Origin of the sequence: Neobacillus niacini (genome assembly GCF_030817595.1) — a bacterium.
Lineage (GTDB): Bacteria > Bacillota > Bacilli > Bacillales > Cytobacillaceae > Neobacillus > Neobacillus niacini_G.
The window spans coordinates 5283432-5298812 of sequence record NZ_JAUSZN010000001.1; the positions used below are offsets into that span (position 1 = coordinate 5283432).

General features: G+C 39.6%; 13 protein-coding genes, 1 pseudogene and 1 riboswitch. Of the genes and pseudogenes, 5 read left to right on the plus strand and 9 right to left on the minus strand.

Features of this window, described 5'->3' with window-relative positions:
- Nucleotides 1–40: 40 nt before the first annotated feature.
- Both QFZ31_RS24900 and QFZ31_RS24905 read right to left on the minus strand, forming a co-directional pair.
- Nucleotides 41–1371 (minus strand): IS3 family transposase gene (locus QFZ31_RS24900; protein ID WP_307305585.1). Its coding sequence is split into 2 segments (ribosomal slippage): nt 41–999 and nt 999–1371, totalling 1332 coding nucleotides; the frame shifts between segments, so codons are not numbered across the junction.
- A gap of 139 nt (nt 1372–1510) precedes the next feature.
- The gene (locus QFZ31_RS24905) at nt 1511–1960 is read right to left on the minus strand and encodes a DUF6376 family protein (protein WP_307308171.1); all 450 of its coding nucleotides are present in this window, start codon (nt 1958–1960) and stop codon (nt 1511–1513) included.
- 339 nt (nt 1961–2299) lie between these two features.
- On the opposite strand from QFZ31_RS24905, the gene QFZ31_RS24910 reads away from it, so the two are divergent.
- Complete coding sequence (locus tag QFZ31_RS24910; RefSeq protein ID WP_307308175.1) at nt 2300–2911, plus strand: transposase; 612 nt, start codon at nt 2300–2302, stop codon at nt 2909–2911.
- On the plus strand, nt 2896–4380 hold the full coding sequence (locus QFZ31_RS24915; RefSeq protein ID WP_307308180.1) for a YifB family Mg chelatase-like AAA ATPase: 1485 nt from the start codon (nt 2896–2898) through the stop codon (nt 4378–4380). Before QFZ31_RS24910 ends, QFZ31_RS24915 begins: the two co-directional genes overlap by 16 nt.
- Before the next feature lie 142 nt (nt 4381–4522).
- Here QFZ31_RS24915 and QFZ31_RS24920 read toward each other — a convergent pair whose 3' ends face one another.
- The 5 genes from QFZ31_RS24920 to QFZ31_RS24940 all read right to left on the minus strand — a co-directional run bounded on the left by QFZ31_RS24920 (nt 4523) and on the right by QFZ31_RS24940 (nt 10281).
- Nucleotides 4523–6130: an aminotransferase class V-fold PLP-dependent enzyme gene (locus tag QFZ31_RS24920; RefSeq protein WP_307308183.1), complete on the minus strand. Its 1608-nt coding sequence runs from the start codon at nt 6128–6130 to the stop codon at nt 4523–4525.
- On the minus strand, nt 6123–6689 hold the full coding sequence (locus QFZ31_RS24925; protein ID WP_307308186.1) for a glycerol-3-phosphate acyltransferase: 567 nt from the start codon (nt 6687–6689) through the stop codon (nt 6123–6125). The genes QFZ31_RS24920 and QFZ31_RS24925 overlap by 8 nt, the downstream gene beginning before the upstream one ends.
- Before the next feature lie 537 nt (nt 6690–7226).
- A complete protein-coding gene (locus QFZ31_RS24930; protein WP_307308189.1) occupies nt 7227–8606 on the minus strand; it encodes a S1C family serine protease in 1380 nt (459 codons plus the stop codon).
- Between the two features lie 227 nt (nt 8607–8833).
- The gene (gene zupT, locus QFZ31_RS24935; protein ID WP_307308192.1) at nt 8834–9646 is read right to left on the minus strand and encodes a zinc transporter ZupT; all 813 of its coding nucleotides are present in this window, start codon (nt 9644–9646) and stop codon (nt 8834–8836) included.
- Between the two features lie 209 nt (nt 9647–9855).
- Nucleotides 9856–10281 carry a hypothetical protein gene (locus tag QFZ31_RS24940; protein ID WP_307308195.1) on the minus strand — a complete coding sequence of 142 codons (426 nt, stop codon included), beginning with the start codon at nt 10279–10281 and terminating at the stop codon, nt 9856–9858.
- Nucleotides 10282–10676: 395 nt separating this feature from the next.
- Between QFZ31_RS24940 and QFZ31_RS24945 the strand changes: the two genes are divergently transcribed.
- The gene (locus QFZ31_RS24945) at nt 10677–11333 is read left to right on the plus strand and encodes a 5-bromo-4-chloroindolyl phosphate hydrolysis family protein (RefSeq protein ID WP_307308198.1); all 657 of its coding nucleotides are present in this window, start codon (nt 10677–10679) and stop codon (nt 11331–11333) included.
- Nucleotides 11330–12514 carry a toxic anion resistance protein gene (locus QFZ31_RS24950; protein WP_307308200.1) on the plus strand — a complete coding sequence of 395 codons (1185 nt, stop codon included), beginning with the start codon at nt 11330–11332 and terminating at the stop codon, nt 12512–12514. The genes QFZ31_RS24945 and QFZ31_RS24950 overlap by 4 nt, the downstream gene beginning before the upstream one ends.
- Nucleotides 12515–12558: 44 nt before the next feature.
- Here QFZ31_RS24950 and QFZ31_RS24955 read toward each other — a convergent pair whose 3' ends face one another.
- Nucleotides 12559–13398 carry a D-alanyl-D-alanine carboxypeptidase family protein gene (locus tag QFZ31_RS24955; RefSeq protein ID WP_373459936.1) on the minus strand — a complete coding sequence of 280 codons (840 nt, stop codon included), beginning with the start codon at nt 13396–13398 and terminating at the stop codon, nt 12559–12561.
- Nucleotides 13399–13610: 212 nt separating this feature from the next.
- Nucleotides 13611–13697: riboswitch (cyclic di-GMP riboswitch) on the plus strand.
- Between the two features lie 45 nt (nt 13698–13742).
- On the opposite strand from QFZ31_RS24955, the gene QFZ31_RS24960 reads away from it, so the two are divergent.
- On the plus strand, nt 13743–13913 hold the full coding sequence (locus QFZ31_RS24960; protein ID WP_307308204.1) for a hypothetical protein: 171 nt from the start codon (nt 13743–13745) through the stop codon (nt 13911–13913).
- Nucleotides 13914–14179: 266 nt separating this feature from the next.
- On the opposite strand, the pseudogene QFZ31_RS24965 reads toward QFZ31_RS24960, so the two are convergent.
- Nucleotides 14180–15221, minus strand: a pseudogene (locus QFZ31_RS24965) (multicopper oxidase domain-containing protein).
- Between the last annotated feature and the right edge of the window lie 160 nt (nt 15222–15381).

Sequence of the window (15381 nt, forward strand, 5' to 3'; positions counted from 1 at the left end):
TGACCCATAAAATGGACAGTCTAAAAAAAGACCAGAATATTTACGCTGCTAATAAGTGACTCCGGTATTGTGCCGGAGTCATTTTATTTAGACTCCACTGATAACGGCTATTGTTGTATTCCTCCATATAGTTTCCTATCAATTCTTGTAATTCTTCAAAGGTTTGGCATGAAGAATAGTCAACTTCATCCTTTAAATGCCCAAAGAATGATTCCATTGGGGCATTATCCCAACAATTCCCCTTACGGGACATCGACTGAGTGAGTTCCATCTTTTTAACTCTTTTTTGAAATTCTGGATGGGTATAATGGAACCCTTGGTCCGAGTGAATCATAGCTTCTGGATGAATGATTCCACCCAGTGCATCAGAGAGCTTGTCCAATGTAGAATACACCAGATCCATTTTTAAAGTTTTGGACAAATGGTAAGCCATAATTTCCCTTGTAGAAGCATCTTTTACACATGATAAATAGGCAGGTTGCGAAGAACCGAAATACACATAAGTAATATCTGTTAATAATACTTTCCCAGGTTCTTCTTGGTTAAATTCCCTATTTAATAGGTTAGGGAGGGTCTTATGTTCTTGTGTTGCTTTGGCCATTTGCTTATAAGGATTTATCTGGCGGACTTTCGCTACTAAATTATACTTTCTCATAATGCGACGAATCTTTTTATGATTCATCTCCACAAAATAATCATTATCTAAAATCATTTTAATTGTTAAGGCACCTGCGTATCCCTTTTTCTTATCGAATATTTCCTTGATTAACACATAATCTTTCCAATCGTTCTCTTCTCGTTCATTACGCTTGTTCTCAGCCTTTAGCCAAGCATAATATCCACTTCGACTAACCTCAGCCTTTTCACATAGGAATTTCACCATATGTTTAAGATTAAACTTTCGAATTGTATTTTCAATAAGCGCATACTTCTCTGAAATTGTTACTTTTTCTTCTTCTTCGCCTGCCTTTCGAGTTCGTCTAACTTTTTTAAGAATTCAAGTTCAGCTTCTAAATATTTAATACGCGCTTCAGCTTTCTTAAGGTTGTCCTCCGCCGAAAGAGGCTTTGAAGAAGGTCTACCTGTAGCTCCTTTTCCACGTCGTTCTGTGAAGAAGCCATCCTCTCCAAACTCCTCATATGTTTTCCTCCAGCGTTTCAAACATTGTCCTGGTTTATCGGTCCCAATTACCTCTAAGTCAAATCCGTGTTCAATAAAAATTTGGGCAGGACCTTTACCATTTGAATTTTCCTTAATTGCTTCAACCTTAAACTCTGGTTTATAGGATATCGAACGCTCAGATACGTGTTGTACATTAGGGTTCTGTTCAAGTAACTTCATTTGAATCTCATTAAAAATAATTTTACTCAACTTTATGTCCTCCGCTCACATCTTTGAAATGATTATAAACGGGTTTCTATAAAATGGACACAGAAAAACCCGAATAACGGACTTTTTTAATAGTGTCCATTATTCGGGTTATAGTTCACTTTATCAGCCTGGTTTTCTTTTATTCACCACCAAGCTGTTGAACCTGGTCAATAATGCTGGTAATATCTTGAACGGTCTGAAACAACTCAGTATTTTCAAGGATAGCAGGATCAAGCAGTCCGTCTTGGAAACTATTCATGAAGGTTTCAATTTCACTGACGATAGAACTGTTTTGTTCAATAATTTGCTGGTGAAGCTCAGCTGCAATTTCAGGTACTTGGAGTTCATTAAACGCTTCTGCTGATTGCTGCATTTGTTGAAGCATGGTTTGGAGATCCTCCGCTGCTTGGAGGTCACTAATAGCTTGTTGCGCAAGAGCCGGGGCATTGCTGGCAAAATCAGTGGCTGTGGCTAAATAATCTGTTGCTTCATTAACATACGTTATTGTATTCTGTGCATCATTGAGAAACGAACAACCACCCAGCAGCAATAACATACAGGCAGATAAAATAATCAATAATTTTTTCAAATTAAAACCTCCGTTTTGTTTTGGCAAATTGTATAAAGGTCTTGGGTGCAGGGAAAGTTGAAGGGACTATAAAAAGAATTGTTTATGTTTGGTAGGGAGTAATTAGAGTCCTTTAAGGATATCATAAATGCCGGAATCATGCCAGGATACTTGGTGCCTGTCACCACCCGTGGACACTTTCCACCTGAGGCGGACAGTGGGTGTGTTTTTTTTGTTTGGTTTTGAGGAAGGAATTTGGGGAAGGGTGTCGAATCTTATTATTTGAATCTCTGCTATCATTTTCCTCTGTTTTAGACTCATCCAATCTATAAAAATCCCAATTGTATAGGAGTGACCGATATGGGTCGCAAACGACGTGCTTGGTTTCCAGGTGCAAAATATCATATTACTAGTAGAGGTAATCGCAAATCTACTCTTTTTTATGATGATGAAGATCGCATGAAATATCTAAGCTTTTTACAAGAAACCATGGTTCGATTCCCTTTTACGCTCCACGCTTTTTGCTTAATGACTAATCACACTCATCTCCAAATTGAAACCTCAGACACCTCTCCAACCATTATCATGAGTCATCTCAACACTAAATTTGCCAAGTATTTTAATAAGAAATATGATTTTACCGGACATGTATTTGAAAAACGCTATGGTGCCGAATTACTAGATTCGCTGGATTACGAATTCGATGTCAGCAAGTATATCCACCTGAATCCCCTGAAGGGTGGGCTAGTCGCTGCGCTTGAAGACTACCCTTGGAGCAGCTACCACGCGTATGTAAATGGGGAGGCTACACAGCTCGTGGACACCAAACATCTGCTTTCTTATTTTCCCGCCCCCGCGTCCAAGCGCTATGAAGAATACATAAAATCACCACAAGTCGATTTATTTTTACTGGGTAACAGTAAAGTTATAATGATTCCAAGGAAAGAGGAAAATCCATGTGTGCAAAAGTAACGAGTATAGGATTAAAAGGTATGGAAGGATATCGTTTACATGTGGAAGTAAAAACGTTTGTGGGGAATGACTCGATTCGAATTGTGGGGCTCCCTGACGCAGCAGTTAAGGAGTCAAAGGAACGCATTAGAGCTGCGCTAAGATCATTAGGATATACCATAAATGGTCAAAGAATCATCATAAACCTTTCACCCTCAGAACAGAAGAGAAGTGGTCCCATGTTTGATCTGCCTATGGCGATTGGTGTGCTATTGAGTTTGGAGGAACTGGTGGTTTCGATTCCTGAGAACTATGGATTTATTGGAGCTCTGTCGTTGGACGGAGCGATAGTGCCAGTAGAAGGCATGCTCCCAGCGGTTTTATCTGCTAAAAAACTGGGCATAAAAAGGCTTTATATGCCGTATGACGAAAAGCAGCCCATCCTCGAGATTGAAGGACTTGAAATTATTTATAATTCTAGTTTAAGAGAAGTGATTGAGAATTTAGAGGGAAGAGGAGAGGCACTTTTTACTCCAAAAGCAGACGAAATTGATTCACATCAAAGTAACTTCATAGATTTTCAGCAAGTTATAGGTCATTGGGATACGAAAAAGGCAATGGAAGTGGCTGCTGCTGGGGAACACCATGTCTTGATGACAGGGCCGCCTGGATGTGGAAAAAGTATGCTTGCTGAGAGCTTTCCATCGATTCTACCTCCATTGTCAAAAGAAGCACGACTTGAAATAATCGCCCTCCACCAATTAAGTGGAATGCGCTATCCTAACACCAATATCCCTCCTTTCCGAAATCCTCATCACTCTGCATCTGGTATCTCCATCATTGGCGGTGGGACCTATCCGAAGCCCGGGGAGATTTCATTAGCTCATCGAGGAGTCTTATTCCTTGATGAAATTGCAGAATTCCCGAAAAAAACTCTTGATATGCTACGTCAGCCATTTGAGAGTGGCAAAATTACGATTAGCCGTACACATGCAATTCTTACCTATCCTGCAACATTCATCTTACTTGCGGCAATGAATCCATGTCCATGTGGCTATGCAGGTTCAAATACACATTATTGTACCTGCACGCCAAGGCAGGTTCAAAACTATCAAAATAAAATTTCAGGCCCGCTGCGTGATCGATTTGATATTCGTCTCACAATAAAACCTGTTACCCTTGGTAGAGAAACCTCAAAAGAAGAGATACCGTCATTCGTTGTTAAAAGTAGGGTGGAGGCTGCTAGAATTCGGCAATATGAGCGTTATGGAAAAGAAATATGCAATAGCAGAGTCAGCTATGATATTCTGCAAAAAACAAGCCCGTTAACACAAGAACAGCAGAAAAAAATTCACCAGCTTTCGGCTAAAAAAAACTGGAGCAACCGTACCCAAATAAAAATCATCCGCTTAGCTCGAACCATTTCAGACCTAGAAGGGAAAACAGCCATAACCGACCAAAGCATTTGGGAAGCCGTAAATCTTCATTAGAACTAACAGCAAATGTGGGGACATCAACAATGGTGAACAATGGTGACAGGCACCGGCCGTGGACACTGTCCACCTCAGGCGGACAGTTGATATACAGAAAAGTCACTGCTCAGGCTCTACTGGCAGTGACTTTTCTTCTATGCTATATACCGGTGACGAGTGTTTGTTGTTTGGCAGATTGTTCATAGGTTATTACTCTATTTAAGAGATTGGTCATTTTTTCTAAGTCTGCTTTATCGTAGTGGTCGATGCAGGCTATTTGAATCCAGTTTCTTCGCTGTAGATAGTCACTTTCGTAGTGAAGCTGGTAGCCATGATTGAAGAGGATATCCCCGATTACAACAGAAGAAAGGGAACTTGGTATTTCAATGGTGAGAATGATGGGTGAACTGTTCTCTTCACTGATAATGGTAAAGCCAAATTGTTTCAGATGATTTTTCAAGAAAGAATGTGTCTCCACTACTTTTTCAAACGTTTCTCTTCTAATATCATCTAGTGCTGCTAGAAGAGCCTCTAATAGATTCGAAGACTGGGAAAAGGGAATGCTGTCCTTAACCATGTATGTTCCTAGGTCGAGATATTTCGGAAGTGTTAAAGACGACTGAACCTCGTGGTGGTGGAAAACAAACGAAAGACCAGTTAGCGCACCAATGGCTTTTCCACTTACACCTGTTGCTAAAAACACACCCTCTAAATCGACTTCAATCGCCCCTAAAGAGCTGATGCAATCAAGGCAAAGCTTGAGTTTGTGCTGTTCCGATATTTCCTTCAGTAAACCAAGATCATTGAGCATACCAGAGGAAGTTTCACTGTGAACGGCCCAAATCCAGCCGGTTTTACTTGAGATCGTAGAAACAATTTCATCACGGGTGAAGGCATGTCCCCAGTCTTTTTGAAGTACATCAAATTGGAGCCCAAATCGATTCGCTTGTTCTACCAAACGACTGCCAAATTCACCATTTGTTAAAATAAGTCCTCGTCCGGGTTCTAACGAAAGCTGTCCTGCCACCACATCATTGGCGAGTGTCCCAGACCCTAGAAAAATATGAACATATTTGCTGTTCACTAATTTAGCAAGAATATCCTTTGCTTTAGCAATTTTCTCTTTAAATTGATCGGAGCGGTGAGAAATCGGCGATTTGCTTAAGGCATTCATGACCTTTTCAGAAATTCGAACAGGTCCCGGTAAAAAGGGAATCGTCGGTGGAAGAATTCTGCCCGCAATTGACTCGTCAAAGGTAGTTTTCGTTAAATACATTGGTTGAAAGCGTGCTTCAGCTGTGCCGGTTAAATAGGCAAAAGGCTGGAATCCTAACTGACCATAAAGCTTTAATTGACGGACAGTTCCGGAAATGAAAGCAATGTCGTATCCTTTTTTTAAGCAATACTTTATTAAAAACTGTGCGAGCCCTAAAAAGACCCGGCCATTTCGATATTCTTTTTTGACTGATAATAGTCTAACCTCACAGGGTGAGTGGACTGGGAAAGAAAGGGATTGTTCGACGGGGCCGATTTTTCGATCAAGTGAAAATGGCCGTTTATCACGAATTGCCGTCATCCCAATCACTTCATTTTCTTTTACACAAATGATATATGTATTTTCAGTATGGAAAGGATCCACTAATTTTTGTTCCTCATTCTTTTCGTGCTGCGGGATTTCCTCTGAAAAGGTTTGATAGTTTAAGCAATGAATTTGTTCGAATTCATCAGCTGTGGTTGCGATTTTAAAAAAGAACTCGTGCTTACTCATTAGGTTTCAGCCTTTCCTTGAGATTTTCTGCATGTGCTGCGTAAAGCATAGCGATAATACATAATGCTATAATGCAACTTAGCCAATCATTATTTTTTAAAAAGAGTACCACAGGGATAAAAAGAAATGCCCCTAAGCCTGCTAATGTAAAGCTTTTCAAGAAAGGGTAGAGCACCCCAAATCCTAGGATAATTACAGGAATAAGGATTGGTTCAAAGGTGATGATCCCGCCTATGAAGGTTGAAATCCCTTTTCCGCCCTTAAATTTCAGAGTGATGGGCTTGATGTGACCGAAAATTGCTAATGCTAACCCTAGTAGTTGAATAGATTCCGAGAATTGCAGATAGCGTGCCGCTAAAATAACAATGACACCTTTTAGTGCATCCCCGAGAAAAATGAGCACAAAGGCTGTTTTGCCATGAAGGCGGCCGGCATTTCTTGCACCGACATTGCCGCTTCCTTGAACTCGAATATCTTTACGATAGAAGATTTTCGTGATAAGAAAGCCAAACATAATACTTCCAATTAAATAGGAAATAATAAAATACAACCATATCATGTGTAACACAACCTTTGTGGGTTCTTGGTACTCATTTGGAAAAAATGAATTTATTACCATTATAATAGAATTCCTTAATGATTCACATATACTTTGTGAAATCTAATTACGTTAATAAAGAAACATCCTCGTGATGGAGGATGTTTCTTTATCAATCTCCGCCGCCTCCGCCGGAGTCGCTGCCCCCAGAATCACTGTCTGAACTGTAGGCATGATCATTGCTATAATCGTTGTCATAGCTATAGTGGTGACCTTTGCTATTACTTCGATTAGGGAAAATCAAAAAGGCTAATATAATGGAAAGTACCCCAAAAAATACTTGCTCAGCAAAAATCAGATAAACTCCTAAAACGAAAATGAGGAAACCAATCAGCCGTAATAATCCTCTCAGAAGACATTCCCCCTCAAAAATAGCATTTATAAATAGATATTATCTCCTATGGCTTTTTATACGTTCTATTTTGAGAGGGTGCCTGTCACCATTTATGCATTTTCCTTCATTTATACATCCATTTTTGCATATCATGCAGCCGTCACTTATTCGTCGTCTTTTTTCTGTTGTTTCTTTTGTTGTTCTTGGAGTGCGAGTATGATGTCCTGGACGTCGATTTTTCCATCACCGTTTAGGTCCGGGATGGTATTTTCTGGTATTGTTGGTGGTGCTGGTGGAGCCTGAGGCGCACTCGCAGTTGCAGGTACGGGTACAGGTCGATTCCGTTTTCCGGCAAAGGTGAATATCAAAAGAAGTAAGATCAGTAATGCTGCAACGCCATCAACGATGTAGAAAATGGTTATATAGTCGGACCACAAGGTTTTACTGTCACCAGCTCTTTGCTCGGAATTTGTGATGAATTTTTTGATTTCGGAATGGTTTGGATACAGTCTCTGAACTGCTTCAAATTTTTCAAGAGCGTTATCGTAATAACCGCCCCAATAAAGCTCTAACCCTTCTTTATAAAGTTTGTCTGTATTACTAGAAGTGTTCTTTGTCCCCGCTTGGTTTGTGAATTCCTTAACGGTATTAACCGGAACTGAGAAGTTAAATCCTTGAACCTCTTGACCATTAACAGTATCGCCTCTAAAGGTGAGTAAGCCAATGATTTCTCCTTTATCATTGATGACAGGTCCACCGCTATTACCATGTGTGGCTGCGGCATTTATTTGTATGACAGGGCTTCCTTGCTCCGTTTTCTTATCTATAGCAGAAATTTGCCCGGCGTTCATAGAAGATACGAGAGAAGAATCAGGAGACAGCAAATCGGAATCAGCTGCTGCTGGGTATCCGCTTACCCAAATATTACCCTGATTTTGGATATTGTCGGAATTCCCAAGCTTTAATGTAGGAAGGTTTTTTCCTTCAATCTTAAGTACCGCTACATCTTTCCCTTCATTGACAGGAGCTCCATAGCTTTTAACTTCCCCGTCTAGTATATCTCCGCCTGGTAAAATAACCTTTATTACTCTTTGAATCCCAGTGTATTGCGTATAAGTCAGCATATATTCGTACGCTGTATCATAATCGACCTGAAAATAATCTGCTATAATCGTAACAAGCTGATCAAATGCAGCATTGGCAATATCCTCGTCTTCCATCTGAGCCGCTTCTACAACATGGGCATTGGTAACAATATAACCATCTGAGCTAATAATTGCCCCAGATCCAGAGCCACCCACAACAGATTGGTAGTTTAGCTGACTTAATATGGCGTCCACTTCAGGGTCATTTGGATTGTTAAACTGCCAACCAACCACAGAGTAGCCAAGAATCCGAACAACCGCTGGCTTCGTGTATACTGCAAGCTTTTGAGCTTGAGAAATATTCGAAGAGCTTGGTTTAATACCCATTAGAACAAAAGAAGTAACAATCACCCCGATAAGTATCAAACAAAGCGGAATTGTAAATAGGGCTCTTTTCATCAATAAATTCACTCGCTTCCATGAATATTGGAAATTCCATCTAATATATGCCTTTACTGAAATATTGAAACTTTGTACCTGAAAATAAAGTGATTTGGTGCCTGTCACCACCCGTGGACACTTTCCACCCAGGGTGGACACTTCCACCCCTCTGGCGGACAGAGGATTCCCAAATAGCAAAAAGCCAGCATTTCTGCTGGCTCCCGAATCTACATTTGAATGTGTGATTAGATGAATAGTAAAAGACTGAGTGCCATAACGGCCATTCCGGCAATAAGACCGTAAATTGAAAGGTGGGTTTCGTCATATCTTTTTGCGGCAGGTAATAATTCATCAAGTGAGATAAATACCATTATCCCTGCAACTGCTGCAAATATAATTCCGAACATAATATCATTTAAAAAAGGCATTAAGAATAAGTAGGCAACCAGTGCACCAATTGGTTCCGATAAGCCAGACAAGAATGATAGTTTAAAAGCCTTTTTCTTATCACCAGTCGCAAAGTAAACAGGTACTGAAACTGCAATGCCCTCTGGGATGTTATGGATCGCTATCGCAACAGCGATGGCAATACCAAGTGCAGGATCCTGTAAAGCAGAAGTGAAGGTTGCGATTCCTTCGGGAAAATTGTGAATTCCGATGGCAAGCGCAGTAAATGTTCCCATTTTTAGAAGGTCAGGCTTCTTTCCGTCATTTGTATCAGGCTGATTCATATCTTCTACTGTTTTCAATTCATGAGGGTTTGATTGCTTCGGTATAAATTTATCAATTGAAGCAATCAGAAGCATGCCTCCGAAAAAGCCTCCGACCGTTAACCAGTTCCCTTGAACAACACCCAATGAGTCAACAAGTGCGACCTTTGCTTTTACAAAAATCTCAACCATCGAGACATAAATCATCACACCTGCTGAAAAACCGAGGGTAACTGAGAGAAATTTTGTATTGGTATGTGAAGTGAAAAATGCGAGCAGACTTCCTATGCCTGTTGCAAGGCCAGCAAATAATGTTAGCCCAAATGCTAATAGCAGATTCTCTGTCATAGTCTCTTCTCCCTTTATTTATTAATAATGTATTTTTATGTTTGAATGTTTTGAATAATATTATATATGCGCGAATACAGAAATGTTTCCTTTGAGAAACATTTTACACCGTTTGAAACAAAAAAACAGTAAATATATTTCTAAAAATATAAAAAAGCATGAGGTCCTTGAGAATTTTCCTCAAGAACTTCACGCTTAATTAAAAAAAGTTAATACCCCGGACCGAATCCGCCGCCATATCCACCCATTCCCGGGCCATAACCAGATCCGTACATGCCATAACCTGGTCCATATCCAGAATAACCACCAGGATATCCAGCTCCATACCCAGGACCATAACCACCGTAACCGTACCCAGGACCATAACCTTGACCGTATCCACCACCTAGACTGGATCCTAAATATCCTAATCCAAGTCCGAGTAGTCCAGCTCCAACATTCCCTAAATTAAATCCACCGCCATGATGACCACCGCCATGATGACCGCCTCCGTGATGACCGCCGCCATGGTAACCACCGCCATGGTGACCACCGCCATGATGACCGCCTCCGTGATGACCGCCACCATGCTGTCCTCCTTGATGTCCAAATCGATAATCAACGGGCATTCCAAATGGTTGATACATTCGTTTCATCGCACTCCTCATCTATATATTTGAAAACTTTAAAGTGATACCCTCATATCCTATGTCTAACTGGGTAATCCTCTTGGGCTATAGCCTAGAATACACAAAGCAAGAGAAAGAGAAGGTCAACTGTCCGCCTGAGGTGGACACTGTCCACGGGTGGTGCCTGTCACCATCAATAACACCATCAATAATGTCACCATCACAACTTCACCAACCCAAAAAAATACGTCTCAGGTCTTAGTCTTGTTTACGTTTGTGGTCTATGGAAAGCAGGAGTTTTATGGTGTATTGTTGAAGTATTGAGAGGGATCTTTCCTTTTTTTGTATTTTGTATTTGGTGAAACATTTTTGTTGTTGATTCGTATGAATATAAAGGATTTTTTAGTCAGGAGTCGATTAGGATGAACCGATTTTTATCATTTCTAGTTCAATTTGTTGTGACTGTTCCATCTGCGGTTACGGTATGGTTTTTAAGCTATTTTGCGTTCGATCTCACATTTTTAATTTCATCCACCATTTCTTTAGCAGGCGCGGTTGTTGTTTCTAAGATAACATCAGGGGTCATGACATCCAAATTCTTAAAAAAACATCAGCTCACTAGAAAAGAATATCGTTATATAAAGAAGAATTTAAATGAAGCAAAACAAAAAATAAACAAACTGAACAAATCATTATTCTCCATAAGAGATCTTCCTACGATAAAGCAAAGACTTGATGTACTTCGCATTACTAGGAAAATTCAAAGCATGACCCAAACGGAACCGAGGCGCTTTTATAAAGCTGAAAAGTTTTATTTTTCTCACTTAGATTCAGTCGTTGAGTTAACCGAGAAATACCGCTTTTTATCACAGCAGCCTAAGAAAAGTCATGAAATTGATGTTTCTTTATATGAGACTCGTCAAACCCTAACAGATCTAACGAAGGCCTTGGAAGAGGATCTCTATCATATTGTTTCAGACGATTTAGATTCCTTGAATTTTGAAATTGATGTTGCTAAACATTCCATCAAAAAACTTAATGATACTAAAACCATTGACGAAAGCAGGAGGCTAAAATGAGCGAAAATAACTCCCCGCAGTTGAATAAAACTGGAAATTTATTAGATGATATTCTAGCCAATCCATTTGGTGAAAATCAAGAACTGACACCACAAGCACAGACGGCACCGCAGCTTCAAGAAGCCAAGCCTACAAAACTAATTGATATTATTCCTGAGGAGAACCGTGCCAAAGCCTATCAGCTTGCTGAACAAATTGACCCGAAAAATCACCAGGCGATGATTACCTACGGTACGCAGGCACAAGGAAAGCTCTTAAGTTTTTCCCACACCATGCTCGAACATGTCCAGAAAAAGGATATCGGCGAGGTTGGCGAAATCATTAGTGATTTAATGAAGCGGCTGGATGAGGTGAATCCCGATGAACTGAAGGATGGGAAGCCATCCTTTTTCGGACGTATGTTTGGAAAAATTTCGAACTCGCTTCAAGAAGTTTTGTCCAAATACCAAAAGACTGGTGCACAAATTGACCGGATTAGTGTGAAACTTGACCGTAGCAAGAACGTGTTATTATCGGATATTAAACTATTGGAACAGCTTTATGAAACAAATAAAGAATATTTCCATGCTTTAAATGTTTATATTGCGGCAGGAGAAATTAAGCTAGAAGAACTGCACCAAAAAACAATTCCGGAAATGAAACGTGCTGCCGCGGCAACCAATGATCAAATGAAGGTTCAAGAAGTAAACGATATGATTCAGTTTGCTGACCGTTTGGACAAACGCTTATACGATTTGAAATTAAGTCGTGAAATTACCATTCAAAGTGCACCACAAATCCGTCTCATTCAAAACACGAACCAGGCGCTTGTGGAAAAAATACAATCGTCCATCATGACGGCTATTCCGCTTTGGAAAAACCAAGTAGCGATTGCACTAACCCTCATTCGTCAGCGCCATGCAGTCGAGGCACAGAAAAAGGTATCACAGACTACCAATGAGTTGTTGTTAAAAAATGCTGAAATGCTAAAAACCAATACGATTGAAACCGCAAAAGAAAATGAGCGAGGACTCGTTGATATCGAGACACTTAAAAAGACTCAGGAAAACTTAATCACCACGCTTGAAGAAACGATGCGCATTCAAGAAGAAGGGCGCCACAAACGACGTTTGGCTGAGCAGGAACTTGCCAATATGGAAAATGATTTACGACTGAAACTCTTAGAAATCAAAGGTAAATAAGAAAAGCGTCAAGTTCCTATAATGACGGAACTTGACGCTTTTAACTATATTTCACTATTGTATTCTTCAAGCGTGATCCCTTTGTTCATAATCTTGATTGCAATTTCCTTCCCAACATAGCGAAGGTGCCAAGGTTCGTATTGATATCCCGTAATATTTTCTTTTCCCTGTGGATATCTAATAATAAACCCGTATTCTGCTGCGTGCTGTTCCAGCCAAGCTGCCTCTTTGGTACCTCCAAAACAATCTTCAGCGGCACATTTTCCATTACCGCCGGTAACATCAATAGCAAGACCGGTTTCATGTTCACTCGTGCCAGGCAAAGCACTATACGTTCTTGCTTTTTCATATCCATCACGGTTTACATAGTAGTTAAACAATGTCGTTTGCGTTGCATGAGATCTATATGCGGAAACCCCCAAAAGGGAAATACCTTCTGCTTTAGCACCAGCAAATAATTGACTAAGAGCAGATGCAGCTTCTTTACGCATTTTGCGTTTTTCATTACTTGCTCCAGAAACAAAAGGAATATCGGTAAAAATAAGATCAGTAGGATTATAATTGTCTGGCAGTTTATTTTGTTTATTAACGAGCACCGGAATACTTTCCGGATTAAAAACAACTTGTATACTTTCAGGAGTGGCCGAACCCTCTTGTTCTTGTGGCTTTACGTTTTCTTCAGTCAATGATGGCTCTGATTGTTCAGTATTTTCGACATTTTTCTGCTTTTGATCAGTTGGAATTGAGTTGTTATTATCTGGATCTGGCAGGACCTCAGACTGGTTCTGATTGCCTTTGGCATTCAGAATTTTTTCCGAACAGCCAGATAATAGTACAGTGGTTATGACGATTCCACCAATTATTGAAAAATATTTATTCACGATAAAACACCCTTACTTATTAAATATAGAATTAATTCTAACAAAATTAGACGGCAATATAGTACATTATGTTACATCTTTCGCTATCCAACAATGTGAATTTGAAAAAATAGGCTGTGCAGCCTATAGTAAATTCAGAATATAGAAGCAAAGCAGGACCTAAGACTCTTTTTTATTAACTGGTTGTATCATATAGTTCTATTAAACACATAAATCGTACGAAACGGCAAAACTATTGAAAAATGGTGACGCAAAACTAAAGGGGCTAATGTTTTTTTGAACGATGCCAGCCAGTTACCGAACACGATGCTCTGCGATTTATGTAAATAAATTGAGGAGGTATTTTTGTGTTGCTAAAAAATATGTTTTTAAGAGGGAAATACTATTATCATTTATTTCAGTATCGACACATTGAAATGATGCAGTATGATTGCTTATGTGATGAACTTAAATACGAACTAAAGGTGAAATCTTTGTACCATAATAGTAAAGCATTAGAATTAGGTGCTAGAATATAGAAAAAGTCTGGGATGCCCCCAGACTTTTTTTGTCGGTTGATTGTGGATATGTTAATAGGAAATGTGAGTAAGTAATTAACAGTTGTGAATAAGTATGTTAATTAAGTGGATAAGTTTTTAATATTTGTGGATAAATAGGAATCTAAAGGACCTGATATACTTTTAATTTTGGATAACCTTGTGCAACCTATCAATATTGTTAATAACTTTTGCGAGAGAAAGTCTCTTTCACAACAAAAAGCGACCTTCAGATGCTTGTCTATCGTTTAATGTGACTTGGTTTCGCTGCCATCGTGCAGTCCGTCTTTTGTTACTTTCAAGATCCCAACGGCTCCTTTAGTTGCGTGGTTAAATTGATGTGTCACAATCGGGTAACTGCCTTCTTTTGTAACGGTGAATTCAACCACAGCCCCACCGCTGGCTGGAAGCATAACGGTTTGCAAACCTTTCATTAGGTTAAAAGGGTTCCCATCTATATAAACGTTGTCAAAAACAGTGCCGACTACGTGGAAACTGCTCACTTCATTAGGCCCTACATTGTTAATGTATATCCTGACTTTCTCGCCCACCTGTGCAAGTAACTGAGTGTCGACAAGGGCACCAACTGTACCGTTAGTATTTAAATCTCCTTCTTTTAAAGCTTTGCTGAAAAGACGACATTACTAGGCACTCCATTTGTAAAGTCCTCAAGGTCGTTGTACTTATACCATTCATTTTGAACGATGACAAATTCACGATCGATTTCAGCATCAGTCGGATATCCGCTTTTTGGCTTAACAATAATAGTACCGTGCATTCCGTTGGCGATATGGCTAATACAGGCTTAGTACCACAGTGGTACATGAACACTCCAGGATTATTAGCCGGATAGGTAAAGCTGCCAGTTTCGTTGGGCATGATATCTATAAAATCCTGTGATGGTGAGGCGTGGACAGCATGAAAGTCCATGCTGAGAGGGATAGACGGATCCATGTTTTTTAACGTAAAATTAATCGTGTCTCCTTCATTCACAACAATTACTGGTCCTGGAGCTTCACCGTTAAATGTCCATGCTTTGTACATATTGTCCTTGGTAATTTCGATATCGGTAATTTGTGCGGTCATTTCAATATTGACTTCGTGTTCTCCGACACGTTCGATGTTGAGTGGTGTTGGTTTCTGGTTGAGATTTTTATGAGGTTCAATTACTTGTGAGGTTGTGTTAGCTTTTGCAGTTTGTTTTTCTTTTGAGAAATTGGCAGAATTACAAGCACTTAATACCATAACAGAAGTGACAATAACACTTGCAGCCTTAATGAACTTTCTCATTCGATCCTACCCCTTTGGTGTAAAATGGTTACACTTTCATTGTAAAATTTGTAAAAATAATCCTGGTGATTAGAATCACTTATTATTAGGAATTGTTTGAACATTTTGTGAAATGTTGAGCGATTAATAACATTCATATGTTATTTAAGTAAAATAAGTA